Here is a 23,879-nt window from a genome sequence, read left to right on the forward strand (position 1 = left end):
CCGAAAGTTCGATCTCGCAAAACACCGACTTCTATTACATACCCAATTTGCTGAAGCGAGGCCAGCTGGCCACGACTCAGTACCCGAATTTCTTGACGACCATAGAGCATTGGAACCACCTGATCCCATCCCGAACTCAGTAGTGAAACGATGCATCGCCGATGGTAGTGTGGGGTTTCCCCATGTGAGAGTAGGTCATCGTCAAGATTAAATTCCGAAACCCCAATTGCGAAAGCAGTTGGGGTTTTGTTTTGGGCGGTCGAAAAGGCACTGTGGCAAGTTTCCAGCAGCAAGATTCGATACCACCAACTTGTCTCGTATTGCCGCACTCGGGCAAAGGCGCCGGCAACAGCTTGGGAACTAACGTTACATCTGTACGCAAGAGTCTCGCCCGAAGTCAGTACAAGTCTGCCCCAACTGCTGTGCACTCTAGTGAAGCTCAGAACCGCCACTGTGTTCCAACTCAGTGCCGACGCGCCCTCTGTACATCCCGAAAAGCCCCAGCTCCCACGCCACTGTAAAGATGGCACGCTTATTTCATAGTGATAACCACGAGCAAGCCTGGCCATGCCACTAAGTCTTGCCGACAGACATCGCACGCCTTGAGCGCCAGGTAATGAAGCCTGATTGACCAGTCCCCTGGTCGATCAGGTTTTTTTTTGGGGAAAATAGATGCGTCGTACCATTGAGGTTGGGCTGTTGCTCTCCACCGAGGGCACCTACAAAAGTGTTGGGCGCAATGCGTTGGCCGGGGCAACCCACGCGCTCGCGCAAATCAATGGCAACCCTGGCTATGACTTTATCCTGCAGGCCACCCACCGCGATCCACGAGGCGTTCTGCACCGGTACAGCGAAGGGGCCGTTGAGTTGATGCAGTCCGGAGTACGGCACATCTTCGGCACCACTACCTCCGCCAGTCGTAAGGAGATCATTCCGGACCTGGAGCAGAACGCCGGTCTGTTGTGGTACGCCTGCCCGTATGAGGGGTTCGAGAGCAGCGAACATGTGCTGTATCTCGGCGGTTGCCCGAACCAGACGTTGATCCCCTTGTTGCGCTACGCCCTGCAGACGTTTGGCAAGCGCGCCGTGCTGCTGGGGTCGAACTACAGCTGGGGTTGGGAAAGTAATCGGGTCGCCCGTGAAGTGCTCGAAGTGGCCGGCGTCCAAGTGTTGCTGGAGCGCTACATCCATCTGGACGCAACGCCTTTCAGTGAGTTGATCCAGACGTTGCTGGTAGAACGGCCGGCGTTCATTCTCAACAACTTGATCGGGAAATCCTCCTACGCCTTTTTGCGGCAGTTGGATGCCGCGTGCAACTCCGTCGGCTGGAGCCTGCCGGTGTTGAGCTGCAACCTGACCGAGGCCGAATTGAGTGACGTCGGCGACCTGCGCAGCCTGCGTGTGCTGTCATGCGGTCCGTTCTTTGAAGAAGTCGCCCCTGCGTTCAGTCAGCAGCAGCACATGCTGCATGGGGTGCACCCGATTTCGCACTTCTACACCGGGATGTACGTAGCCCTGCACCTGTTTGCCCGGGCGCTGGACCAGTGTGGCAGCGATGACCCCGAGGGTATTTGCCGCTACGTGTACGACCACCCGCAGGACAGCGTGTTCGGCACCCTGGCCATCGCCGAGCGCAACAACCACAGCAGCCAGCCTTGCCATATTGCTGAGCTGCGCGCGGGCCGCTTCGTCGTCCTGCACAGTGAGGCACGGCCACTGCCGGCCGACCCTTACCTGACCGCCACCGACCTGAGTGAATTTCAACGTCTGCGCGCAGTTGCACCCGCACCCCGCCTGAGGATCGTCAAATGAGCCTGTTCAAACGCCCAGACTTTGAAGCGGGCCGGTTGCTGTTGATCGACTGCGAGCCGCGTAGCCTGGCTAACCTGCACAAGAGCTTGCAGCGGCTGGGCATTACCGCGCAGGAGTTGTTTGAGGACGCGGATGATTCGCTCGATGGTTGTTTTGCTGCCATCGTCGAGTTGGAACCCTTTGCCAGCCCCACCACCCTGCAACGCCTGAGCGCTGCCGGCGTGCCCATTGTGGCGCTGACCTCCCACGAAACCCTGTCGCACATCCAGCGCGCCATTGAGTTGGGGGCGACCGCGTTGCTGAACAAGCCGATCACCCAAGGTTCGGTCTACACCACGTTGATGATGGCGATCGGTCTGCGTGAACGACTTGATAGCGACAGCCGCACCATTGAAGCGCTGCAACAGCGACTCCTGGCACGGCCGCTGCTGGCCCAGGCGTTGGCGCGGTTGATGGTCGAGCAGCAGATCGATGAGCGCGAGGCCTATGAGCGCCTGCGTAGCCTGTCCATGCACTTGAACCGTAGCCTGGATGACTTGTGTGCGGAGATGGCGGCAGATCGCCTGCAACCGAGCAGGGGCCAGCTATGAAGGTGTTGCGTGCCTTGGTTCGCCGTCCGGCGGTGGCGTTGTCGCTGTTGTACATCGTGATTGTCGTGTTACTGGCGTTGTTTGCACCGTGGATGAGCCCATACGATCCATCCGAGCAATTTGTCGAAGGCCTGTCGTTGGAAGGCGCGCCGCTGTCCCCCGATACGCCGTACCTGCTGGGCACCGATCTACTCGGCCGTGATCTGCTGTCGCGGCTGATCTATGGCGCACGGACGTCGTTGTTCATCGGCTTGCTCGCCAATGGCCTGGCGGTGCTGATCGGCACGCTGGTGGGGCTGAGCGCGGGCTTCCTGCGTGGCTGGGTCGGCAGCACGCTGATGCGCTTCACTGACTTGATGATGGCGTTCCCGGCCTTGCTGCTGGCGATTGCGCTGTCGGCGATTTTCCAGCCCAGCGTGTGGATCGTTGCGTTGGTGATCGCCATGGTCAACTGGGTACAGATCGCCCGGGTGATCTACTCCGAAACCATCGCCCTGAGCGCCCGTGACTTCGTGGCCGTAGAGCGAACCCTGGGAGCCAGCTCGCTGCGCATTCTGTTCTCTCACCTGCTGCCTCATCTGCTACCGACCATCCTCGTCTGGGCCACCCTGGGCATCTCGACCACAGTGCTGCTGGAAGCCACCTTGTCGTACCTGGGCGTGGGAGTCCAACCGCCAACGCCGAGCTGGGGCAACATCATTTTCGAGAGCCAGACCTATTTCACCTCGGCGCCGTGGCTGGTGTTTTTCCCCGGCATTGCGATTGTCCTGCTGTCGCTGGCATTCAACCTGGTGGGCGATGCCCTGCGCGACGAACTCGATCCTACCCTGCAAGGGAGAAGCTGAATGTTGGCCTTTATCAGTCGTCGCATCGGCTACTCGCTGTTGATCCTGCTTGGCGTGACCTTCATCACGTACCTGCTGCTGTTCATGCTGCCTGCTGACCCGGCACGCCAGATTGCCGGGCGCAGCGCCACGCCCGAAGTGGTGGCTGGGATCCGCATGCAACTAGGGCTCGACCTGCCGTTCTATCAGCAGTACGCCAATTACCTGGGCAACCTGGTGCAGGGCGACCTCGGGCGCTCCTACATCCAGCGCAGCCCGGTGACGGAACTGATCGGCGCGCGCTTGCGTCCGTCCCTGGAGTTGATGGCCGCGGGCATCGGTTTCGAGTTGCTGATTGGTATCAGCCTCGGCGTGATCGCCGCATTGCGCCGCGACAGTTGGGCCGACAAAGCCTTGATGGCCCTTTCGTTCATCGGCGTATCGGCCCCGCAGTTCATCGCGGCGATGCTGTTCCTGTACTTCTTCGCCGTGCAGTTGGACTGGTTCCCCATGGGCGGTTATGGCGGCTTCGAACACCTGCTGTTGCCGGCCCTGACCCTGGGCATTCTCGGTAGCGGCTGGTACTCGCGCATGGTGCGCTCCTCAATGATCGAGGTGCTGCACCAAGACTTCATCCGCACCGCCCGGGCCAAGGGCTTGAGCCGCGTACGCGTGGTGCTGCGGCATGTACTGCCCAACGCCATCGTGCCGGTGATTCCGATGATCGGCATCGACATCGGGATCTTCATGGGCGGGCTGGTGGTGGTCGAGTCAGTCTTCGGCTGGCCGGGAATTGGTCAGTTGACATGGCAGGCGATCCAGCAGGTCGACATCCCGGTGATTGTCGGGGTGACCACGGTTTCAGCGGTGGCAATCGTTTTGGGCAACCTGGTCGCCGACCTGGTGATCCCTTGGGTCGACCCGCGTATCGACATCAAAAAACACTAGGAACATCACCATAGGTAAGGGGCTGAAGCATGAATCGCAAAGCATTATCCTTGGCCATCGCGGCTGCGTTGTTTGCCGGCAATCTGTTGGCCGATGACTTTGATCCAAACGCCAAAGACGGTGGCGCCGCGGTGATTACCTATCAAAACGACGTGGCCACCCTCGACCCGGCCATCGGTTATGACTGGCAGAACTGGTCGATGATCAAAAGCCTGTTCGACGGTCTGATGGACTACAAGCCAGGTACCACGGAACTGACCAAGAACCTGGCTTCGGACTACAGCATCTCCGAGGATGGCACCGTCTATACCTTCACCTTGAAGAAAGGCGTGAAGTTCCACAATGGTCGCGAACTCAAGGCCAGCGACGTGAAGTACTCCCTGGAGCGTACCGTCAACCCGAAAACCCAGAGCCCGGGTGCGGGTTTCTTCAGTTCGATCGTCGGCTATGAAGACATGGCGGCCAGCAAGGCCGAACAGTTGGCGGGCATTGAGGTCGTCGACGATTACACCGTCAAGATCACGCTCAAGTCGGCAAATGCGACGTTCCTGCAGGTGATGGCGATCAACTTCTCCTTTGTCGTACCCAAGGAGGAGGTCGAGAAGTGGGGCGCCGACTTCGGCAAACACCCGGTGGGCACCGGTGCCTACAGCCTGGCGGAGTGGAAGCTGGGGCAGCAGATTCTGTTCAAGAAGAACCCGGACTATTTCAAGGCGGGCCTGCCGCACCTCGACTCGATCGCCTTTGAGGTCGGCTAGGATCCGATGGTCGCGTTGTTGCGTTTGCAAAAGGGCGAGGTCGACATCGCGGGCGACGGTGTGCCGCCGGCCAAGTTCCTCGAGTTCAAGAACGACCCCAAGTTCAAGAGCCTGGTGGTCACCGGTGATCAATTGCAAACCGGCTACCTGACCCTGAAAACCACACTGCCGCCCTTCGACAACCTCAAGGTGCGCCAGGCGGTGAACATGGCGATCAGCAAGGATCGCATCGTGCGCATCATCAACGGCCGTGCGGTCCCGGCCAACCAGCCGCTGCCGCCCGCGATGCCGGGCTACGACAAGGACTACAAAGGCTACGCCTACGATGTCGAAGGCGCGAAGAAGCTCTTGGCCGAAGCCGGTTTCGACAAGGGTTTCGACACCGAGATGTACGTGATGAACACCGACCCGCAGCCGCGTATCGCCCAGGCTATCCAGCAGGACCTGGCGAAGGTCGGGGTGCGTGTGAAGATCAAGTCCCTGGCGCAGGCCAACGTGATTGCGGCAGGCGGTTCCAAGGATCAGGCGCCGATGGTGTGGTCCGGCGGCATGGCCTGGATTGCCGACTTCCCGGACCCCTCGAACTTCTACGGGCCGATCCTGGGCTGTGACAGTGCGGTGGACGGTGGCTGGAACTGGGCGCTGTATTGCAACAAGAACCTGGACGCGCTGGCCGCCAAGGCCGACAGCATGGCCAAGCCGGAGCAACAGGCCGAGCGGACGGCGCTGTGGAAGAAGATCTTCATCGATGTGATGGCCGATGCGCCGTGGGTCCCGATCTTCAACGAACAACGCTTCACCGTGCGCTCCTCGCGCATGGGCGGCAGCGACGCACTGTATGTCGATCCGGTGCACATCCCGGTCAACTACAACTACATCTACCTGAAATAAAGCGCAGCCGGCCTGTCACCACGCCTTCCGGGCGTGGTCTTTACGCGGAGTTTTCTCCCTATGTGCCAGAACTGCCTGGTCAAGACCATTCACAGCGTCAACAGCCATTTCGGCTGGGACAACAGCATCGAACCGACCGCCCGGGTGGCGCCAGGTGCCATGCTGGAGTTCTGCTGCCGCGATTCGTCCAACGGCTTCTTCACGCCGCAATCGACGGTAGACGATGTCGGCAAGGTGCCGTTCGATACGATCAACCCTGTGACCGGGCCAATTTTTGTCGAGGGTGCCGAGCCTGGCGACGTGCTGAAAATCACCCTCGACAGCTTCAAGCCGAGCGGCTTCGGCTGGACAGCCAACATCCCGGGGTTTGGCCTGCTTGCGGACCAGTTCACGGACCCCGCCCTGGTGCTGTGGCACTACGACAAACTGGCCCTGAGCCCGGCGGCCTTCAGTGATTTCGCCAAAGTGCCGCTCAAGCCCTTTGCCGGCACCATCGGCCTTGCGCCGGCGTTGGCGGGCTTGCACTCGGTGGTGCCACCGCGCCGGGTCGGCGGCAACCTGGACATCCGCGACCTGTCGGCCGGTACCACGCTGTACCTGCCGGTGGAGGTCAGCGGCGCCTTGTTGTCGATTGGCGATACCCACGCGGCGCAAGGCGATGGTGAGGTGTGCGGCACCGCGATCGAGAGCGCAATGGATGTGGTGGTGAAGCTGGACCTGATCAAGAATACCCCCCTGGCAACGCCGCGCTTCAGCACCCCAGGCCCCGTGACCCGTCACCTGGACGGTGCGGGCTACGAAGCCTTCACCGGCATTGGCCCGGACTTGATGCAAGCCGCACGTCAGGCCGTCAGCAACACCATCGACTGGCTGTGCCGTGAGCACCACATGCCCGCGGAGCAGGCGTACATGTTGTGTTCGGTATGTGGCGATTTGCGTATCAGCGAGATCGTCGACCTGCCCAACTGGGTCGTGTCGTTCTACTTCCCGAAAATCGTATTTGCCTGATGGCTGTTCATCGCCAACGACTTGGCGTTTGTCGCTTCACGCGTGAGGAGCTTTGATGAGTAACGGGACCTCCCAGCCGATTTTGTCGGTGCAGCAGTTGTCCATCGATGTCGGCATGGGGGCCAGCTCCCGGCGCGTGGTCGATCACCTGAGCTTCGACCTGTTCGCCGGCCAGACACTGTGTATCGCCGGGGAGTCCGGCAGTGGTAAATCGCTGTCGTCGCTGGCGATCATGGGGCTGTTGCCCAAGGCGGTCCGGGTGGCCGAAGGCGCGATCAGCTTTGAAGGGCGCGACTTGATCGGCGCGCCCGAGCGCGAGTTGCAACGACTGCGCGGCAAACAGATCGGCATGATCTTCCAGGAGCCGATGACGTCGCTCAACCCGCTGATGACTGTCGGCCAGCAATTGCAGGAGACGCTACGCCGGCACGAACCCCTGGGGCGTCAGGCGCTGCGCCAGCGCGCCCGGGAGATGCTTGAATCGGTGCGCATGCCGCAGGTGGAAAAACGCCTGCAGCAGTATCCCCATGAGCTTTCCGGTGGCATGCGCCAGCGTGTGATGATCGCGATGGCCATGCTCTGTCGGCCCAAAGTGCTGATCGCCGATGAGCCGACCACCGCGCTGGACGTGACCATCCAGGCGCAGATCCTGGAACTGATGCGCGAACTGCAACAGGTCTACGGCACCAGCTTGCTGATGATCACGCACGACATGGGGGTGGTCGCTGAAATGGCCGACCAGGTGGTGGTGATGAACCATGGTCGCACCGAAGAACAAGCGCCCGTGCGCCAGCTATTCACCCAGCCTCAGGCCGACTACACCCGTAAATTGCTCGCGGCGGTGCCCGTGCTGGGCACGGCGGGCCAGCCGGGCGACGTCAGCCAGCAACCGGTGGTCTTGCAGGTGCGCGACTTGTCCGTGCGCTTTCCTGTGCGCATGGGCTGGTTCGAAGAAGACAAACAGGTGCACGCGGTAGAAGGGCTCAACTTTGAACTGCGCCAAGGCGAAACCCTGGGGCTGGTGGGGGAGAGTGGCTGTGGTAAATCCACCACCGGTAAGGCCCTGATGAATATGCTGGCCTATCAAGGCAGCGTGCAGTTGTTCGGCAAAGAGTTGAACGGCTTGCACGGCGCCGAACTGCAGGCCGTGCGCCGCGATATCCAAATGGTCTTCCAGGACCCCTACGCGGCCCTGAACCCACGCAAAAACATCCTGGAGCTGGTAGGCGAGCCGCTGCTGATCCATGACCAATTGCCACTGGCGCAACGACAGGAGCGTGTCGCCGAACTGTTACGCCAGGTCGATATGCCGGCTGACGCCATGTACCGCTACCCGCACCAGTTCTCGGGCGGGCAACGCCAGCGTATCTGCATTGCCCGCGCATTGGCGCTCAACCCCAAAGTCATCATCGCCGATGAATCCGTCTCCGCCCTCGACGTATCAGTGCAGGCCCAAGTGCTTGAGTTGTTGGAACACCTGCGCAAACAGCATCGACTCAGCTACCTGTTCATTTCCCACGACATGGCCGTGGTCGAGCGCATCTGCCATCGCGTCGCGGTGATGTATGGCGGCCAGATAGTCGAGATCGGCCGCCGTGATCACGTGCTGCACAACCCCCAGCATCCCTACACCAAACGCCTGCTCAGCGCGGTGCCGATGCCTGATGTCGACCAGAAGCGTGATTTCAAGGCGTTGCTGCAAGAGTTCGAGCAACCCAGTCCGATCAAGGGCAAGGGGTTTGAAGCGCCGCTGCAGAAGTTTCACGATGTGGGCGGGGGGCATTGGGTGGCGGTGGGGTAAGGCCTTGCCCCAGTCCATAGCGGGTTTGTACTCGGGCCTCCTGAATACGTTCAAAGACGTGGGCTGGCTGGCGAGACCCGCGCAGCGAGATCCTGAGTAGACTTTGCCCATTTGCAGCGAACAACCGATATGCACTTAGCATCCGTCTCACTCTGCGGGACTTCATCTCAGTTTAAAGAACAACATCTGACGGCTCGCAAACGTCGTTAAGATAACGATATAATGAGATACATTCTCATCAATCCCGTTTGATTCCCATGTCGAAGACGTCGCCCAATGAAGAGCTGATGACCGCGCTGACCCTTCACTACGATGCGCTGGTGGAGTACATCCGGCTTCGTTTCAACGGCAAACACTTTGCTCGTGATCTTGTTCATGACGTTTGTATCCAGATTCTCGAAAAACCGCCCAAGGAAAAAGTCGCACTGCCTTTGGCATTTCTGCGCAAGGTGAGCTTCAACCGCGCCGTTGATCGTATCCGCGCCGAGCGCACTCGTAGCCTATATGTTCAAACACACATGTCGCCCGAAGAAGGGATGGACAGTTGGGACGGTGCGCGGGCGGTAGAATTCGAACAACACGTGCGTGCCCTCTTGGCAATCATTGAGGCGCTGCCGGCGCGCCAGCGCCAGGTATTTTTGCTGCATCGTATCCATGGCATGCCGCAACGTGAAATTGCCGACGAGTTGGATATTTCCCTGAACATGGTCACCCAGCATTTTGGCCGCGCAATGGCAGCCATCATTCTGCGCTGGGAACCTGCACGTCGGCTGATGCAACGACAGGGGCAGGCGTAACCATGAGTCACCCGGACGCATTCGACAAAAAACGTCGTCCTGACGCGGCCGATCCGTTGCAGCCATTTGCCGAGGCATTACGTGAACGCGCTCCGTCCAGGGAGGCCCTGCTGGCTGAAGGCAAGGCAATGACTGAGAGTCGCCGCAAACGCAGAAATGCGGCTCGTGCAGGCACGTTAGTTCTGGCCCTGGGCAGCGCTATCTGGTTGCTTGATCCCGCGTGGAAACACGAGGATATCCATGTTGCGATAGGCCAGCGGGAACAGCTTCAACTGGTTGACGGCAGTCGCGTCGAGTTGAATTCCGGCAGTCACTTGATCATTGAAAAGCGCCTCCGCAGCCGCCAATTGGAACTGATTCACGGCGAAGCACTGTTCAGTGTCGTGCATGCCGATACGCCTTTTATCGTGCGCAGCCAAGGCGTAAGAGTTCGTGATATAGGCACTGTATTTGACGTGCGCAGTGACGTGCGCGGCGTGGACGTGGGGGTCATTGAGGGCGCTGTTGAAGTCAGCAGCAATCGCACTGCAGTTGTGAGACTAAACGCCGGCCAGCAGCTGCGGGCGTCATCCGCGCAACTGGGCGAGGTGAGGCCGGTCGACGTCGCTGCCCTCACGGCCTGGCGTCAGGACAAGTTGCGCTTCGACGGCACGCCCTTGCGCGAGGTGATCGCGGACCTTCAGCATTACCGGCAAAAACCGTTACGGTTGGCCGATGCGCAGGTCGGCGAACTGCGCCTCTCCGGTGAGTTTGACAGTGGCTCGGTCGAGGCGCTGATCGGCCTGCTGCCGTCGATCTTGCCAGTGAGCATCGTACGTGCCGCGGACGGCACCGTTAGCTTCAGTAAAATTCGCTGATTAACAATCACTCATTAATTAAATGAGAATTATATTCAGGTCAGACCTCAACATCTGACGTCGTCCATACGCCAACCCTATGAAGAACGCTTTCATCGACTGTTCGAATGGGGAAAACATGGGTAAGAACACGTCATCGCTTCGCCTGAGCCTGCTCGCGAGCGGCCTGCTATTGGCAAGCACCGTCCACGCAAAAAGCGCTGTCTATTCGCTGGATATCCCGGCCCAGGCGTTGGATAAAACACTGAATGCTTTGGCGGCACAGACCGGTAGTCGAATCCTGTTCGCAACCGATGTTGCCGAAGGACGCCAGGCAGTGGCGCTGCACGCGCAGCTCAGCGTCGAACAGGCGTTGGAGCGTATCGTCGGCAACACTGGCTTGGTGGCGCAGAAAACCGCCGATGGGAGTTATCTGATTGCCGCTCCCAATAAGAGCGACGCCCTGGAGTTGGGCGCTACCACCATTCAGGCTGCCGGGTTGGGCATAAATACTGAAGACTCTCCCTCCTACACGACGGGCGCTGTGAGTATCGGCAAAAGCGAGCGTCCCCTCAAGGATATTCCACAGAGCATTTCGGTACTCACGGCCCAGCGAATCAAGGACCAGAATATCCAGACGCTGGATGACGTCTACAACAACCTGCCCGGGGTGATCACATACGGCTACATGGTGGGCGATAACCAGCCTTATGCGCGCGGCTTTCAGATCGATAACTACCAGATCAACGGCATACCGCTGCCAAACGGCAACAGCATTACCTCGCAGAACTGGGCTGACCTGGTCCCTTATGAGCGGGTTGAATTGCTCAAGGGCTCAGCTGGCTTGTTTCAGGGGGCAGGTTCGCCCGGTGGCGCCATCAACCTGGTACGCAAGCGGGCCTCATCAGACTTCCACATCAGCACCACCACGTCCGCAGGGCGCTGGGACAACTATCGCCAGCAAATCGACGTTCAAGGTCCGCTTAACGAAGACAAAAGCGTTCGGGGTCGCTTGGTAACCTCCTACGGCGACCGTGGCTATTTTTATGACAACGCCAAGACCGAGCGGTCTTCTACTTATGGCGTCCTGGAGTTCGACCTGTCGCCACAAACCCTGATAAGCGCCGGTTTTTCCTATCAGAACGTGAACAATCGTGGGGTTATGGACTTCGGTCTTCCGGCCTACAAGACCGGCGCGAATATCGACTGGAAACGCTCGACCAACTTGAGTTCGCCATCGGACTACAACGATGTGGAAACTACTCAGGTGTTCCTCGAAGCCAAGCACCAGATCAACGATGATTGGCGGATGAGCCTGACCACCAACTACACCAAGCTGAATCTGGACACTATCTACAGCAACACCGGCGGCCTGATTGATCCGCTGACCCATGGCGGTGGCTACAACTGGGCGGAAAGCCGTTCGGAAAACAACTATCAGTACAACACCGACGCTTATCTCAATGGCCACTTCGAACTGCTCGAACGGCGTCACGAAGTCATCCTCGGTGCCAACGTCACTCACGCCAAGCGCGATTCCGGGCGTTATGAGACACAGGAGTACGAGGAAACGAAAAGCATCCCGAGCATCATCGATTTCATCCCCCCTCGATACGATCGCCTGGCCCGCTACCGTACCGTCAAGTCGACGCTCGACCAGCAAGGTGTCTACGGGTCTTTGCGGATGAACGTGCTTGAGCCGCTGGATGTGATTGTCGGTGCCCGCGTCAGTTGGTGGGACTACAGCCAAGACCAGATTGCCGAGCCGAGCGGGGTATCCAAACTCTCGGGGCAGAAAACCAATGCCAAGGTCGTGCCCTTTTATGGACTGGTGTATGCGCTGACACAGAACTGGTCGGCTTATGGCAGCTACTCCGAGATATTCTCCCCGCAAACCGACTTCATGACCTACGCTGGCGACACTTTGTCTCCACGTTCTGGAGAAACCTACGAATTGGGGCTTAAAGGCGAGCTTTACGGCGGAGCACTGAACACCTCGTTCGCGATCTACCAGACAAACTTCAATGGCCGGGCGCAGATCGACAAATCCTATGCATCTCCGTGCAACAGCCCATTCACCACGCTTTGTCACATCGCTGGAGGGAAAGTCCGTTCAGAGGGGTTTGAAGCCGAGGTCAACGGCAGGGTCATGACGGGCTTGCAACTCAGTGCCAGCTATACCTACACACGTAGTCGTTATCTGGAAAACCCGGACGATGTCAGCCTCGAAGGTCGCAGCTTCCTGACTCAGATGCCCGCCCATGCGGCGCGTGTGTGGGCCAACTACACGCTACCTGACGAATTCGCCAAGTGGCAGGTGGGAGCCGGAGCACGTATTCAGAGTGGTACCTACATGCTGGGCAGTGGTATGAAACACGAAGGTTCAGGTTATGCCCTCTACAACGCGCGCATAGCGTACGACATCACCAAAAGCGTGAGCCTTTCGATGAACGTAGAAAACATTTTTGACCGCGTCTATTACGCTCAGACCGGGCCGGTAGAGTCGCAAAACTACTATGGTGCCCCGCGAAACATGACCTTTACGCTGCGCACCAATTTCTGAAGTACCGTCTCAAGACCATCAATCTTGAACCCGTGAAGCTGTTATTTCACGGGCTCGCTGTCTCTTGCTCGAAATATCAATCGAGCAGCACCGGCCACTGCTTCGATTTCGAACAACATGCCATCCAGCGCCAGGCGCGGCACAGGTGCCAAGGTAAAGGCCAGTGTCGGCGAGCGTCGTATTCGCGAGAGGGCGGTGCTTGACATCTGCGCGCTTCATCCTTGTGTCCCAAGGTTCGGTATTTTTCTCACGATACAAGCAGGGATACAGGGATCCAGAGGTAGATACCCAGGCACAAAAAAACCGGCTCAAGTGGCCGGTTTCTCTGTTGCTGAAAGCCTGGTAGAGACTTTCAGGTATTGCTATATGGTGCCCCGAGGGAGACTCGAATAATAGCATAACTGTATAATTAATATAGTTTTTTGCATGTGTACACTTCCACGTTGTACCGTGAAGTGTACACCCTACCAGCCTCCAATAAGGGCTGGTGTCGATGGAAGCCTGATTGGATTTCTCCATCCAATTTCCGACGAGCTGTGAATAATATCTACAAAAAATTGGTTACGGATAGACTCCCTGGTCTGCCAAAAAATGTCGAACTGATACATGGCGAACTTTCGCGATTAGTCGGGCGTCATGAGCACAGCAAGCGTTATCTTGATGAACTCCTCGTTTCGATCGATCGTGTCTAGGGCGCCCCGAACATTGTCGGCGACGTCCGCCGATCCGCGCATCTCTACCCAGTTCGAAAGCTCCATGATGGCGGCCTCCAGGGCGAGCTGGTTTTCGTTGATCTTAAATAGCAGGGAAGGGAGCAAGTCTGAGTTTGGCGTTGTGCAATCCTCCGTGAAATTTTCAGCGTAGCAGGAGGATTACTGACCTCGGTAGGGAGTTGCGCATGGTCGGAAGGACACCGGGAGGAGGGTGCATCCACAGTCGACTGCTGCCAGTCATGAAGGGCCGCAGTCGACCGATTCTGTTGAAAAAGTCGACCATGGTTTCCACGGCAGAAAAGTACGCGTCCGAGATTGAAATTTTTACTTTTGGCAGAGGTTTCCAGACGCAGATTTCACGCAGCAGCTTGCAAAAATGGTGTTCTCACTAGGCAATGGCCAGGCAGTTTTGGATAACCGACTTTTTCAACAGAATCGACCCGGAGCGGACATTGGCGAAACTTATGTGTACGAGTACTGAGTGAGCGTCCGGAAACTCACTTTCCGAACGGTAAGCACCAGTGGAAATTCGCTAGCTGGCCCAGTTTTTGTTGCTGGCGCTTGCTGTAGCGTATGCCTACACTCCAAAAGCCTATCGTACCAGTGTAGGAAGACGGACAAGCTCTGCAAGGGCGTTCACAAGGATATGTCGAGTTGGATCGTGAGCAATTACCTACCAGTAGATGCATTTTGAAAACAAAGCCGCGCTGGGGAGCGTTGCTTGCGCTGGGAGGCTTGTTGGTGCTGAGCATGCCATGCGTGGAAGCACGTACGCTGTCCCAGATTCGGGAAAGTGGCGTCCTGCGCATATGCGTGGCTGGCTCAAGCGCTTCCTTCTACCGGACCAATGCGGAGGCGTTCGCGCAATCACTTGGTTTACGCCCACAGGTAACGGAACTGCCGAGTTTCGATGCGCAGTTTCACGACGATCGGGGCGAGACCGTACGCGAGGCAAGCTACGACCCGAAGCTACTCGCCGACGGCAGCTGTGATCTTTATCCAAATGACTTGCAGATCGTCCCTTGGCGCGAAACGAAGATGTTGCTCGTGCCCTACTACCGGGTCCGCAACCTGGTCATCGCCCATCGCTCCAACCAGTCCCTGGGCAACGAGGTGTCTGATTTGCTCGGTCTGACGGCGGCAGTGCAGAAGGGCACGGGCTACGAGCAGTGGATCGATGAAGCCAACCGCGGTCCTCTCTCCAGTCAGCCGGTCAGAATAGTGTATGCGCCAACCGAACAGGCGGTGAAACTGGTCGCCGATGCGAAGGTGGATTTCACGGTGTTGGGTAGCGAAAGCGCGCTGCGCTGGGCCCGTGAAGATCCCGAACGTCTCTCCATTGCGTTTCCGGTCAGCGAAGCGACCAGCGTTGGGTGGGGTGTTGCGCGCAACGCCCCGGATCTCGCGCGAGCGCTGGAGCGGTTCTTCCAGTCCAGCAATCGCATTGATTCGCCGCTCGATGCGAGCTGGCGGCGGTACTATCGCGTATCGCTCATGGAATACCGGCTGTTCGAGGAGTCCTTCAACGAGGACAGCCTCGATATCAAAACCGTAATGAACTGGGCGATCCCGAGTTTGGTCGCGGTCCTGCTGTTGCTCGGCGCCATGCTGGCCTGGAACCGACGCCTCAACCGCGAAGTGGACGAGCGCAAGCGCGTTGCCGCAGAGCTAGCCGAGCGCGAGGCTTTCACCCGCGCGCTCATGGATACAAGCCCCGCCAGCCTGGTGCTGGCAGATCGGAACGGGGTCGTCAGGGAAGTAAGCCAACGCTTTTCACAGGCGACCGGTTATGTCAGCGAGGACCTGCTCGGGCGCAACGCCACGAGCCTGTATGTCGACCCTAAGGAGCGCGAACGCTTCCTCGAACTGCTGACACGAAACGGCAAGGTCGAACACTTCGAGACTCGCCTGTTGCACAAAAATGGATCAATTCTCTGGGTTCTGGTCGGCGCATCATTCGTGACAATCCACGGTGAGACCCTGGTCGCTAGCTGGGTGCGCGATGTCACGGATCATCATGCGGCAGCAGTGGCGCTTAGCGAAGAACGCGCGCGGCTGCAGGCAATCCTCGATACGAGTCCAATCAACATAGCCTTTTCTACCCAGGGCGTGATCCGCTTCGCCAACCCCCGCTTTTGTGAAACGTTCGGCGTAGGCGTCGGTGACGCTGCTTCGCAGATTTACGCGAATGGGCATGATCGCGAAGCCATCGTCGAACGCCTCACGGACGACGGCATCGCAAAGGACCAGGAAGTACCGATGCGTGACCGGCAGGGGCGCGAACGCACCATACTTGTCACCTACCTGCCAATCCAGATCCAGGGGGAGCAAGGGCTGCTCCACTGGCTGCAGGACATCACCGAGCGCAAGGCAGTAGAGCAGGTGCAGCAGCGGGCGAAGGAGATTGCTGAAGAGGCGACGCGGGCAAAAAGCGACTTCCTTGCAAACATGAGTCACGAAATCCGCACGCCCATGAATGCGATCATCGGCATGTCCTACCTTGCGCTGAAGACTTCGCTGGACCAGCGGCAGCGCGATTATGTCTCGAAGATCCACAACGCGGGCACTTCGCTGCTTGGCATCATCAACGACATCCTCGACTTTTCCAAGATCGAGGCCGGAAAGCTCAGCGTCGAGGCCGTGCCGTTTGAGATCGATGCGGTGCTCGACAACGTGTCCTCGCTGATTGCGCAAAAGGCCTACGACAGGGGTATTGAGCTGCTGTTCGACCGGGCGTCGGACGTTCCCGGGACGCTGCTTGGAGATCCGCTGCGCCTGGGCCAGGTCATCCTGAACCTGGTAGGCAATGCAGTGAAATTCACCGAGCATGGGCAGGTGACGGTCGTGGTTCGCAACCTGGGCCGCACCGGCGACAAAGTTCAACTGCAGGTTCGTGTACGCGATACCGGTATCGGCATGACTCCCGAGCAGGCCGGGCGACTCTTTGAGGCCTTTGCCCAAGCCGATAGCTCCACCACGCGACAATTCGGCGGTACCGGCCTGGGCCTTGCCATCTCGAAGCGCATCGTCGAGCTGATGAGCGGAACGATCGCGGTGGACTCCGAACCGGGCAACGGCAGCACGTTCTCTTTCAGCGTCTGGCTTGGTCTTGACCAGCACATGCGTACGCAGCGCCAGATTGTCCCTGCGGAGCTCGCCGGAGCGCGGGTCCTGGTCGTCGATGACAATGCCGACGCGCGCCAGATCCTTTCCGATATGCTTCGCGTAGCGGGACTTTCACCGGTCGCGGTGGCGTCAGGCGAGGCTGCTCTGGAGAGCCTTCGCGGTGCGGCGGCCGACGACCCGTTCCGGGTGCTATTGGTGGATTGGCAGATGCCAGAGATGGATGGCATCGAGACGACGCGCCGGGCGCTTGGCCTGCAGCCTACATTGTACGCCGTCATGGTCAGTGCATTTGGGCATGACGAAATGCACGCCGCTGCGCAAGCGGCCGGCATTCGCGCGTTCCTGGTCAAGCCGGTCAACCAGTCCTCGCTGGTAGAGGTACTGGTCAACTTATTCGCGCCGCAAACGGGCGTGGTGGCGGTAACCGTACCCATTGCGCAGGCGCAGGTGCTCGCCGGAGTGCGCCTGCTCGTCGCGGAGGACAACGAAATCAACCAACAGATTGCCAGGGAGCTTCTCGAGGCTGCCGGTGCCCTGGTGGAAGTTGCCGGCAACGGCTGCGAGGCGCTGTCGATGTTGGCTGCAGCGCAATACGACGCGGTGCTGATGGACGTACAGATGCCGCAGATGGATGGTCTCGAGACGACCCGGCGTATTCGCGTCGAGCCTCACTGCGCACAGATCCCGGTGATTGCTATGACCGCACATGCCAGGGTCGAGGACCGGGAGCGCTGCATCGAGGCGGGCATGGTCGACCATGTGACCAAGCCCGTGGATCCGCAAGCACTCATCGCCACGGTTCTGCGCTGGGTCGTACCTCGGTCGGCGGCAGTGGAGCCGTCCAGCGTCGCATCGGGCGAGGAGCGCCTACCGGACATTCCAGGGCTAGATAGCGCCGACGGACTGAGGCGAGTGGCTGGCAATCGCCAGCTATACATCAAGCTGCTGGGTCAATTTGCCGACCGCAGGGCTTTGGAAGGGCAAGCGCTGGGGAACGCGCTGCGCGCGGGTGATCGGGCGACGGCCGAGCGAATGGCCCATACCGTTAAAGGCGTTGCAGGCAACCTCGGCTTCAGCGGCCTGCAAGTCATGGCCGGTAAGCTGGAAACCGCGATCAGGGCGCACGCCGAGTCGGACGCATTGGTGAATGAATTGATCGAAGCGCTCTCGCTGGCCGTGCATGCGATCCGCCAAGCGCTGGGTAGCGGCCAGGCAGCACCGGCGGCGGTATCGAGCGTCGACTGGGCACAGCATGCCATAGCGCTCATGCACCTGCTGGAGGCCAATGACGGAGCAGCGCCGGATTATATGGAGCAGTATGCGGATTCGTTGCGCGGAGCACTCGGCCAGGACAGTTTCGAGCAGTTGATGAATGAGGTGAACAACTTTGACTTCGAGGCCGCACGGCTAACACTCAAGCGTGCATCGACGGCCCGCGATACCCCGTGCTGGAGGGAGCATCATGAGTGAAACGCTAAACTACTCACTTAGCCCGATCATCCTCATTGTCGATGATACGCCGGAGAACATTACGCTGATCAATGGCCTGCTGAAGGACATCTACCGCACGCGCGTGGCCATCAGCGGTGAGCGCGCGCTGAAGGCAGCGGTGCAGGAGCCTCGCCCGGATCTGATTCTGCTCGACATCATGATGCCTGATCTGTCGGGGTATGAGGTGGCAGAGCAGCTCAAGCGCGATCCGCGCACCGCTGATATCCCGATCATCTTCATCACCGCCATGGCGACAATGGAAGACGAGATCCTGGGTTTGCAGATGGGCGCCGTGGACTACATCACCAAGCCGATCAATCCACCCATCGTGCTGGCACGGGTGGAAACCCAATTGAAGGTCAAGGCGGCCGCCGACTTTTTGCGTGATCAGAAGGCTTACCTTGAGCAGGAAGTTCAGCGCCGCACCGCCGAGGTCATCGCCATCCAGGATGTGACCATTCAGGCCATGACCTCGCTGGCCGAAACCCGCGACAATGAGACGGGTAACCACATTCGACGAACTCAGCACTACGTCAGACTACTGGCCGAGATGCTTCGCGAACATCCGAGGTTCCAGCATTTTCTCAATGACGAGAGCATCCGCCTGCTGTTCAAGTCGGCTCCACTGCATGACATCGGCAAGATCGGCATACCCGATGGCATACTGCTCAAGCCGGGGCGCCTCACGCCGGAAGAGTTCGAGACGATGAAGACCCATACGGTACTGGGACGCGATGCCATCCGGAATGCCGAAGAGCAGTTAGGCACCTCGGTGGCATTTCTGCGCCTTGCCAAGGAGATCGCCTACAGCCACCATGAAAAGTGGGATGGTACCGGTTATCCCGATGGGCTGAGTGCCGATGACATCCCCATCAGCGCCAGGCTCATGGCGGTGGCGGATGTCTATGACGCGCTGATTAGCCGACGCGTATACAAGAAGGGCATGTCACACGATCAGGCGCTGGAGATAATCCGCCAGGGATGTGCTACGCATTTCGATCCAGAAATCTGCGAGGTTTTCCTGGCCAACCATGAGCAATTCCAGGCTATCGCGGTGCGTTTTGCTGATAGCGGTCAGGATGGCTAATCAACGCGTCGCCGTGAAATCAATGCCCAGGGCTTTTGGTCATTTTTTTTTGAGGTTTTGAAATGCCCCGTAGAGGCAATGCGCACTCCATCGATCATTTGGCATCACATCTGCTTGAACGTCCGTCATGGGTCGTTTTCTGCCTCTCGCGATGGACAGAAAACGGCCAGAAGCGGACAGCGCTTACCTAGAGCTTTGCACGGTAAAAATACTCTAATAGCCTGCTGAACAAACTTCGCTCCTGGCCCTCAACATATGCTCCCTTCCGACATCGAAGAATGGCTCCAATCTAACTCTTCCTCTGGCTATAGAGCACATTTGCTAGCTCACCAAGCTGACGTCTGGTTTTACGTCACCAAGTTGGAAATCGAGGGTACTGAGCTAGCCGATCTTTATTTTCGTCACGGCGCAATGCCTGTTCGGGGATGGTATGAGTTGATCGAAATCGATCAGGTTGAGCAGGTGACTACCTACGCGATCAACGAGCTTGGAGTACCAGTTGGTTATCTGGCTCTTACCGGAGTAGTGGGGCAAGGCATCGTGCTCTACAACCGCTCATCCCAAGCTGTGTTTGATGTAGAGTTCGGTCAGTTCGACCTTCTTCTAAAGGGCGAATTAGCACCTATCGCAACTACGTTTAGTGGCTTCCTCCGGTGGTGTCGTGACCGCGATCAGGACGACTAAAGCAATGGGGAGCGGAAATAGTTTTTCGTCCGCTTCTGGCCGTTTTCTGACCTTCGCTTAGTGGGTGAGCTGCCAGGATTTTCCTAGACGATGAGTGAGTAATTGTATGGTCAACAAATAGTAATAGCGCGTCGATTCAGTGCGCTGGTTTAGATGGTGATTCAAAAACCATGCAAGGTGTTTTCTCTGCCAAGTCCATGGATTGTCGCATTGCCAGCGCTCAGCGATCGCTGTTTGGATAGTCTTCGCCTGACGCAGGTGGCGTTGGCGTGTGGTGTGTGATCCGGTCAAGACGCCCGCCAGGAACAGCTCCATATCGAATGCCGTGTTCATGCTCGACCACCAATGTAAGCCGATACCACGCCGATACGGCCGTGCCCCAGCTCATAGTTGATTTGTACTCGGGCCTCCTGATCGAGGTGTCGGTTGAGCTGATAGCAATGGCCACCGTTGATAGGCGCGGGATGATGGGTGATTTGCTCGTAACGTTCGCATGCATAGGCTGCCCGCAATTCATGGAAGCCTTTGAGGTTGTTCTTATGGAGGATGTCCCGTGCGGGGCCGACGATTCCCTGCAAGAAATCGAGGTAGCGTTCGTTCGGTGCAAGCAGGTTGCGGCTATCGTCGGGCGAGACCTTTTCGGCAAACTTCAGTGCGTCCCGAATATGATCATCCTCCCCGATCCAGCGAGGTGCTGACGCGCCTGAACGGCCACCTTTGGTACCGTCCTGGATGTTGATCTTGCCGTATTGTTCGGCCTCATGCTTCAAGCGCGGAAGGTCGGCCAAAATCGCCTCGCGTAAGCGCATGCCTGTGGCTCGTGCCAGCTGCACGATGGCAGCCGCGCGCGGTAGTTGGTATTCGCAGAGCGCCTCGACGATCCGCTTCACCTGTTCACGATCCTGGCCTTGCGGGGCTGCTGTGCGGACGGTTGTGCGCTGCAGTCCTAAAGCCTTGCTCGGACTCGACACCTTCACATACTGATCACCTCGCAGCGCGGCCATGGTCCGATTCGCACTGGATAATCGGTTTTGTGCAGTCGCGATAGCGAGCTCACCTTGTTCAACTTGCTGGCGCAGATACCCGGCGTAGTCCAGCAAGGTCTGCCGATCAATTTGTCGCGCATCGTTAAACCCTGGTCCATCCTCCGACCGACACCAGCGTACAAACGCCTGCCAGCGATCACTGTGCGCCTTTACCGTGCCGTAATGCCCACCGCCGAACATGTCTTTCAACGCCTGCGGCCCGGCGTAGCTCAATTGCCGGCCATAGCCAAAATTGCGCTCGTCCCGTTTACCGACCAACGCCATGATCAAACTCCTCTCGAAGTCAAAACGTTGAAGCTTTTCCCCACGTCATCCCGCCAAGAATGTTGAGTGTTATCAGGGATCAAGGCCCCTGCGACCTGTGAGGGTTGTCCACTAACGCGGGACTGGCGGCTCTTTACGACCGGGAGCTTGGGCATCTCATGATCTGGCCTCCTGAACACCGTTACCGGTGGGCGGGTGGAGGCTGCACTGGCTGACGAGACCAGTGCCGCGAGATCCTGAGTCAGGTGAAGGCAGTGAAGCGATGACCGGGGCATGCCTGACTGTCAGTCAGGTGCAGTCAATCCCGTGGGCTGCAGCACCATCATCTGCATCGCTGTTGCTGGTGACTTCGGTGTTTGTCATGCCGATTGTCACGTGGGGAAATGCCGCAATGCCTTGTACGAGTTGGGTTGCAGTAGCGGTAGGAGCGCCCGTCTCTTTCCGGGAGAAAGAGACGGGCGCAGGTTGGCGCAATGAAATGGCCAAGCGGATAGGTTGCTGCAGGGCAGCTATGAAAGGGAATGAGTTGCCGCAGTGGGCACGCTGGTAAAAGTAGGCATCCATCACATCCCTGTGACCGTGCGAACCGCCGGACGCTAATCGCACTTTGGGAGAACCACCACGGTGTGGCGTAGCCTTAAAGGTTCTGGCTACCTGGGTTGCTGTCAACGACAGCGCTTTGCCCGATCTTTTCTACGCCTGTGGATAATTCGGGTCAAGTCTCGAGTTTTGGGAAGTTCTGCGGCGGTGGATGAAATTATCCACCGGTGGAAATCAGTGGTTTTCCACAGATAGCTGTATGGGCTTTAGGTTTTTTAAGTGAGGTCCATCCAAGCAGGGCGGCTTTGCAGCCCTGCTTGGATGGACCCGCGTGGAAGGCTGGGCTGTGAGATCTCACCGACTTACCAGTGTTGGAATGCGCCTCGGTAGTTTTGCAAGGCGATGATGTTGTCGTCGACCGGGTCGAATTGGTTAGGCGTCACGTGATCACTGAGTCGCCGTTGAGTCTGTCTCGATAGGCAACTTTTGGAGGTGATCATCTTTGTGTGCATGGGATGCTGTTAGAGGCGGTGCAGGAGGGCGTGCGAGGAACTGATTAACGCGAGTATCAAATTGATCGCGAAGGTTGGCTGTAATGCCTTCTTTGAGGGCGTCGAGATAGTCTGCATACCACTGCATCATGATCCGACGTTGCGGCAGGTATAGGGCTTGATTGTACTCGCCAGAGATGCCGCCCTCGACGTGAGCCAGCTGGCTTTCGACATGGTCCTTCAGCCAGCCATGTTCGCGCAGCAGCGTGCTTGCGGTATGACGAGTGCCATGGCTGACGAGTCGTCCTTTATAGCCGATCTTGGCGAACACCAGGTTGATCGTGTTTTCACTGATGACTGGCTGCTTTTCACCATTGCCTGGGAATAGATACCGACTGCGGCCAGTGCTTTGGTTCAGTTTGGTAAGCATGGCGATCAATTGATGAGGTAGAGGGCTGACGTAGTCTCTGCGCATCTTCATGCGGGCGGCCGGGATGGTCCATATCCCTTCCTCAAAATCGATTTCCTCCCATTTTGCGTAGCGAACCATGCCAGGGCGGCTCGCCGTCAGAATTGTCATCCATGATGCAATCCTCGCTGGTAGCCGGCTGGTGGTCTTGCTTAAGGCCCGGAGAAACTCAGGTAGTTCGTGTTCGTGCAGATGTGGGTAGTGTTGAGTGGGCGGTGGGGCTATCGCAATGGCATGGAGTTCGGAGGCTGGATTGTGTTCGCACAGGCCGCGTGCAATCGCTTGACTGAAAATCTGTTTCAGCCAGGTCCGGGTCTTGTCCGCAACATTGAAGGCGCCTCGTTTTTCGATGCAGGCCTGCAGTTTTGCGCAGTCGCTTCGCGTGATGAGCTCCAGTTGCTTCTCGCCGAGAGCGGGCAGTAGATCCTTATCGAGATAGTCGCGGATCTTCTTCAGCGTCGCGCTGCTGCGGCCGGAGTCCGATTTGAATTGGTACCAGTACTCCGCGGCTCGCCTGAAGGTGTTGAGCCCGGCCTCCTGCTGTCGCAGTTTGTCATCGCGGCGTTTGGCGCCGGGGTTGGTGCCTTGCTTGAGTAGGTTGCGGCATTCTGCAGCTCGTTCACGGGCTTCCTGTAAGGAGATATGCGGATACACGCCCAGTGACATGCGCGCCGCCCGCCCCTGATAGGTGTACCGGAAGTGCCAATACTTGCTGCCGTTGGGTTTCACCAGCAAGGCAAGACCCGAACTATCACTCAACGTGAACGGTCTGTCGGCAGGCTTGGACGCTTTGATTTGCAAGACGGTCAATGGCATCGCTGTACACCTCCGGTTCTCGAACTGGAATATGTACAGAAAATGTACCAAAAAGAGGCTGGCTTGCAAGAGAAGGGGGTGGAACCCCAGAGACCAAAAAGCCCGCAGTTAGCGGGCTCTAGGGGTGTTACGTAGACGGTGGTAGTCGTCTATGTACTGCAAATGGTGCCCCGAGGGAGACTCGAACTCCCACTCCTTTCGAAAACGGATTTTGAATCCGCCGCGTCTACCAATTCCGCCATCAGGGCTCAATGGCGGCGAAGTATAGAGAGGTGATTACCGTTGGTCAATCACGTTTCATGGTCTATTTTCACTATTTCCGCT

Annotated in this window: 16 protein-coding genes, 1 tRNA gene, 1 rRNA gene and 1 pseudogene; 14 read left to right on the top strand and 5 right to left on the bottom strand. The window is 58.2% G+C overall.

Annotated elements, in window-relative coordinates; translation table 11 throughout:
- Positions 1-91 precede the first annotated feature (91 nt).
- The 11 genes and pseudogenes from rrf (at position 92) to C5F71_RS18145 (ending at position 12,828) form a co-directional block, all read left to right on the top strand.
- A 5S ribosomal RNA gene (rrf, locus tag C5F71_RS18095) occupies positions 92-207 on the top strand.
- A gap of 465 nt (positions 208-672) precedes the next feature.
- On the top strand, positions 673-1,812 hold the full coding sequence (locus C5F71_RS18100; protein ID WP_104911661.1) for a transporter substrate-binding protein: 1,140 nt from the start codon (positions 673-675) through the stop codon (positions 1,810-1,812).
- Positions 1,809-2,402 (top strand): ANTAR domain-containing response regulator, encoded by a 594-nt coding sequence (locus C5F71_RS18105; RefSeq protein ID WP_104911662.1) that lies wholly within the window; start codon positions 1,809-1,811, stop codon positions 2,400-2,402. The genes C5F71_RS18100 and C5F71_RS18105 overlap by 4 nt, the downstream gene beginning before the upstream one ends.
- Entirely contained in the window at positions 2,399-3,247 is an 849-nt protein-coding gene (locus C5F71_RS18110; protein ID WP_104911663.1) for an ABC transporter permease, read from the top strand. The genes C5F71_RS18105 and C5F71_RS18110 overlap by 4 nt, the downstream gene beginning before the upstream one ends.
- Complete coding sequence (locus C5F71_RS18115) at positions 3,248-4,174, top strand: ABC transporter permease (RefSeq protein ID WP_032867356.1); 927 nt, start codon at positions 3,248-3,250, stop codon at positions 4,172-4,174.
- A 29-nt stretch (positions 4,175-4,203) separates the two neighbouring features.
- Positions 4,204-5,823: pseudogene (locus C5F71_RS18120) on the top strand (ABC transporter substrate-binding protein).
- A 60-nt stretch (positions 5,824-5,883) separates the two neighbouring features.
- Positions 5,884-6,831: an acetamidase/formamidase family protein gene (locus C5F71_RS18125; RefSeq protein WP_104911664.1), complete on the top strand. Its 948-nt coding sequence runs from the start codon at positions 5,884-5,886 to the stop codon at positions 6,829-6,831.
- A gap of 55 nt (positions 6,832-6,886) precedes the next feature.
- Positions 6,887-8,632 carry an ABC transporter ATP-binding protein gene (locus C5F71_RS18130; RefSeq protein WP_104911665.1) on the top strand — a complete coding sequence of 582 codons (1,746 nt, stop codon included), beginning with the start codon at positions 6,887-6,889 and terminating at the stop codon, positions 8,630-8,632.
- A 287-nt stretch (positions 8,633-8,919) separates the two neighbouring features.
- Positions 8,920-9,429 carry an RNA polymerase sigma factor gene (locus tag C5F71_RS18135; RefSeq protein ID WP_092237308.1) on the top strand — a complete coding sequence of 170 codons (510 nt, stop codon included), beginning with the start codon at positions 8,920-8,922 and terminating at the stop codon, positions 9,427-9,429.
- A gap of 2 nt (positions 9,430-9,431) precedes the next feature.
- A complete protein-coding gene (locus C5F71_RS18140; protein ID WP_169870569.1) occupies positions 9,432-10,286 on the top strand; it encodes a FecR family protein in 855 nt (284 codons plus the stop codon).
- A gap of 118 nt (positions 10,287-10,404) precedes the next feature.
- The gene (locus C5F71_RS18145; protein ID WP_158682865.1) at positions 10,405-12,828 is read left to right on the top strand and encodes a TonB-dependent receptor; all 2,424 of its coding nucleotides are present in this window, start codon (positions 10,405-10,407) and stop codon (positions 12,826-12,828) included.
- A gap of 623 nt (positions 12,829-13,451) precedes the next feature.
- On the opposite strand, the gene C5F71_RS18150 is transcribed toward C5F71_RS18145, so the two are convergent.
- On the bottom strand, positions 13,452-13,646 hold the full coding sequence (locus C5F71_RS18150) for a hypothetical protein (protein ID WP_104911666.1): 195 nt from the start codon (positions 13,644-13,646) through the stop codon (positions 13,452-13,454).
- Positions 13,647-14,195: 549 nt separating this feature from the next.
- On the opposite strand from C5F71_RS18150, the gene C5F71_RS18155 reads away from it, so the two are divergent.
- The 3 genes from C5F71_RS18155 (at position 14,196) to C5F71_RS18165 (ending at position 19,929) form a co-directional block, all read left to right on the top strand.
- Positions 14,196-18,137: a response regulator gene (locus C5F71_RS18155; RefSeq protein WP_104911667.1), complete on the top strand. Its 3,942-nt coding sequence runs from the start codon at positions 14,196-14,198 to the stop codon at positions 18,135-18,137.
- Positions 18,130-19,245 carry an HD-GYP domain-containing protein gene (locus C5F71_RS18160; RefSeq protein WP_017530054.1) on the top strand — a complete coding sequence of 372 codons (1,116 nt, stop codon included), beginning with the start codon at positions 18,130-18,132 and terminating at the stop codon, positions 19,243-19,245. The genes C5F71_RS18155 and C5F71_RS18160 overlap by 8 nt, the downstream gene beginning before the upstream one ends.
- A gap of 255 nt (positions 19,246-19,500) precedes the next feature.
- The gene (locus C5F71_RS18165; protein WP_158682869.1) at positions 19,501-19,929 is read left to right on the top strand and encodes a hypothetical protein; all 429 of its coding nucleotides are present in this window, start codon (positions 19,501-19,503) and stop codon (positions 19,927-19,929) included.
- A gap of 57 nt (positions 19,930-19,986) precedes the next feature.
- On the opposite strand, the gene C5F71_RS18170 is transcribed toward C5F71_RS18165, so the two are convergent.
- The 4 genes from C5F71_RS18170 to C5F71_RS18190 all read right to left on the bottom strand — a co-directional run bounded on the left by C5F71_RS18170 (position 19,987) and on the right by C5F71_RS18190 (position 23,803).
- The gene (locus C5F71_RS18170) at positions 19,987-20,262 is read right to left on the bottom strand and encodes a hypothetical protein (protein WP_068937301.1); all 276 of its coding nucleotides are present in this window, start codon (positions 20,260-20,262) and stop codon (positions 19,987-19,989) included.
- Entirely contained in the window at positions 20,259-21,239 is a 981-nt protein-coding gene (locus C5F71_RS18175) for an integrase domain-containing protein (RefSeq protein WP_104911668.1), read from the bottom strand. The genes C5F71_RS18170 and C5F71_RS18175 overlap by 4 nt, the downstream gene beginning before the upstream one ends.
- 987 nt (positions 21,240-22,226) lie before the next feature.
- Positions 22,227-23,555 (bottom strand): integrase arm-type DNA-binding domain-containing protein, encoded by a 1,329-nt coding sequence (locus C5F71_RS18185; RefSeq protein ID WP_068937302.1) that lies wholly within the window; start codon positions 23,553-23,555, stop codon positions 22,227-22,229.
- A 163-nt stretch (positions 23,556-23,718) separates the two neighbouring features.
- Positions 23,719-23,803, bottom strand: a tRNA-Leu gene (locus C5F71_RS18190).
- Between the last annotated feature and the right edge of the window lie 76 nt (positions 23,804-23,879).

The organism is Pseudomonas sp. LG1D9 (assembly GCF_002949995.1).
GTDB lineage: Bacteria > Pseudomonadota > Gammaproteobacteria > Pseudomonadales > Pseudomonadaceae > Aquipseudomonas > Aquipseudomonas proteolytica.

Coding starts and splice junctions, on each gene's coding strand:
- C5F71_RS18100 (WP_104911661.1), top strand. CDS start 673: ATGCGTCGTACCATTGAGGTTGGGCTGTTGCTCTCCACCGAGGGCACC.
- C5F71_RS18105 (WP_104911662.1), top strand. CDS start 1,809: ATGAGCCTGTTCAAACGCCCAGACTTTGAAGCGGGCCGGTTGCTGTTG.
- C5F71_RS18110 (WP_104911663.1), top strand. CDS start 2,399: ATGAAGGTGTTGCGTGCCTTGGTTCGCCGTCCGGCGGTGGCGTTGTCG.
- C5F71_RS18115 (WP_032867356.1), top strand. CDS start 3,248: ATGTTGGCCTTTATCAGTCGTCGCATCGGCTACTCGCTGTTGATCCTG.
- C5F71_RS18125 (WP_104911664.1), top strand. CDS start 5,884: ATGTGCCAGAACTGCCTGGTCAAGACCATTCACAGCGTCAACAGCCAT.
- C5F71_RS18130 (WP_104911665.1), top strand. CDS start 6,887: ATGAGTAACGGGACCTCCCAGCCGATTTTGTCGGTGCAGCAGTTGTCC.
- C5F71_RS18135 (WP_092237308.1), top strand. CDS start 8,920: ATGACCGCGCTGACCCTTCACTACGATGCGCTGGTGGAGTACATCCGG.
- C5F71_RS18140 (WP_169870569.1), top strand. CDS start 9,432: ATGAGTCACCCGGACGCATTCGACAAAAAACGTCGTCCTGACGCGGCC.
- C5F71_RS18145 (WP_158682865.1), top strand. CDS start 10,405: ATGGGTAAGAACACGTCATCGCTTCGCCTGAGCCTGCTCGCGAGCGGC.
- C5F71_RS18160 (WP_017530054.1), top strand. CDS start 18,130: ATGAGTGAAACGCTAAACTACTCACTTAGCCCGATCATCCTCATTGTC.
- C5F71_RS18165 (WP_158682869.1), top strand. CDS start 19,501: ATGCTCCCTTCCGACATCGAAGAATGGCTCCAATCTAACTCTTCCTCT.
- C5F71_RS18170 (WP_068937301.1), bottom strand. CDS start 20,262: ATGAACACGGCATTCGATATGGAGCTGTTCCTGGCGGGCGTCTTGACC.
- C5F71_RS18175 (WP_104911668.1), bottom strand. CDS start 21,239: ATGGCGTTGGTCGGTAAACGGGACGAGCGCAATTTTGGCTATGGCCGG.
- C5F71_RS18185 (WP_068937302.1), bottom strand. CDS start 23,555: ATGCCATTGACCGTCTTGCAAATCAAAGCGTCCAAGCCTGCCGACAGA.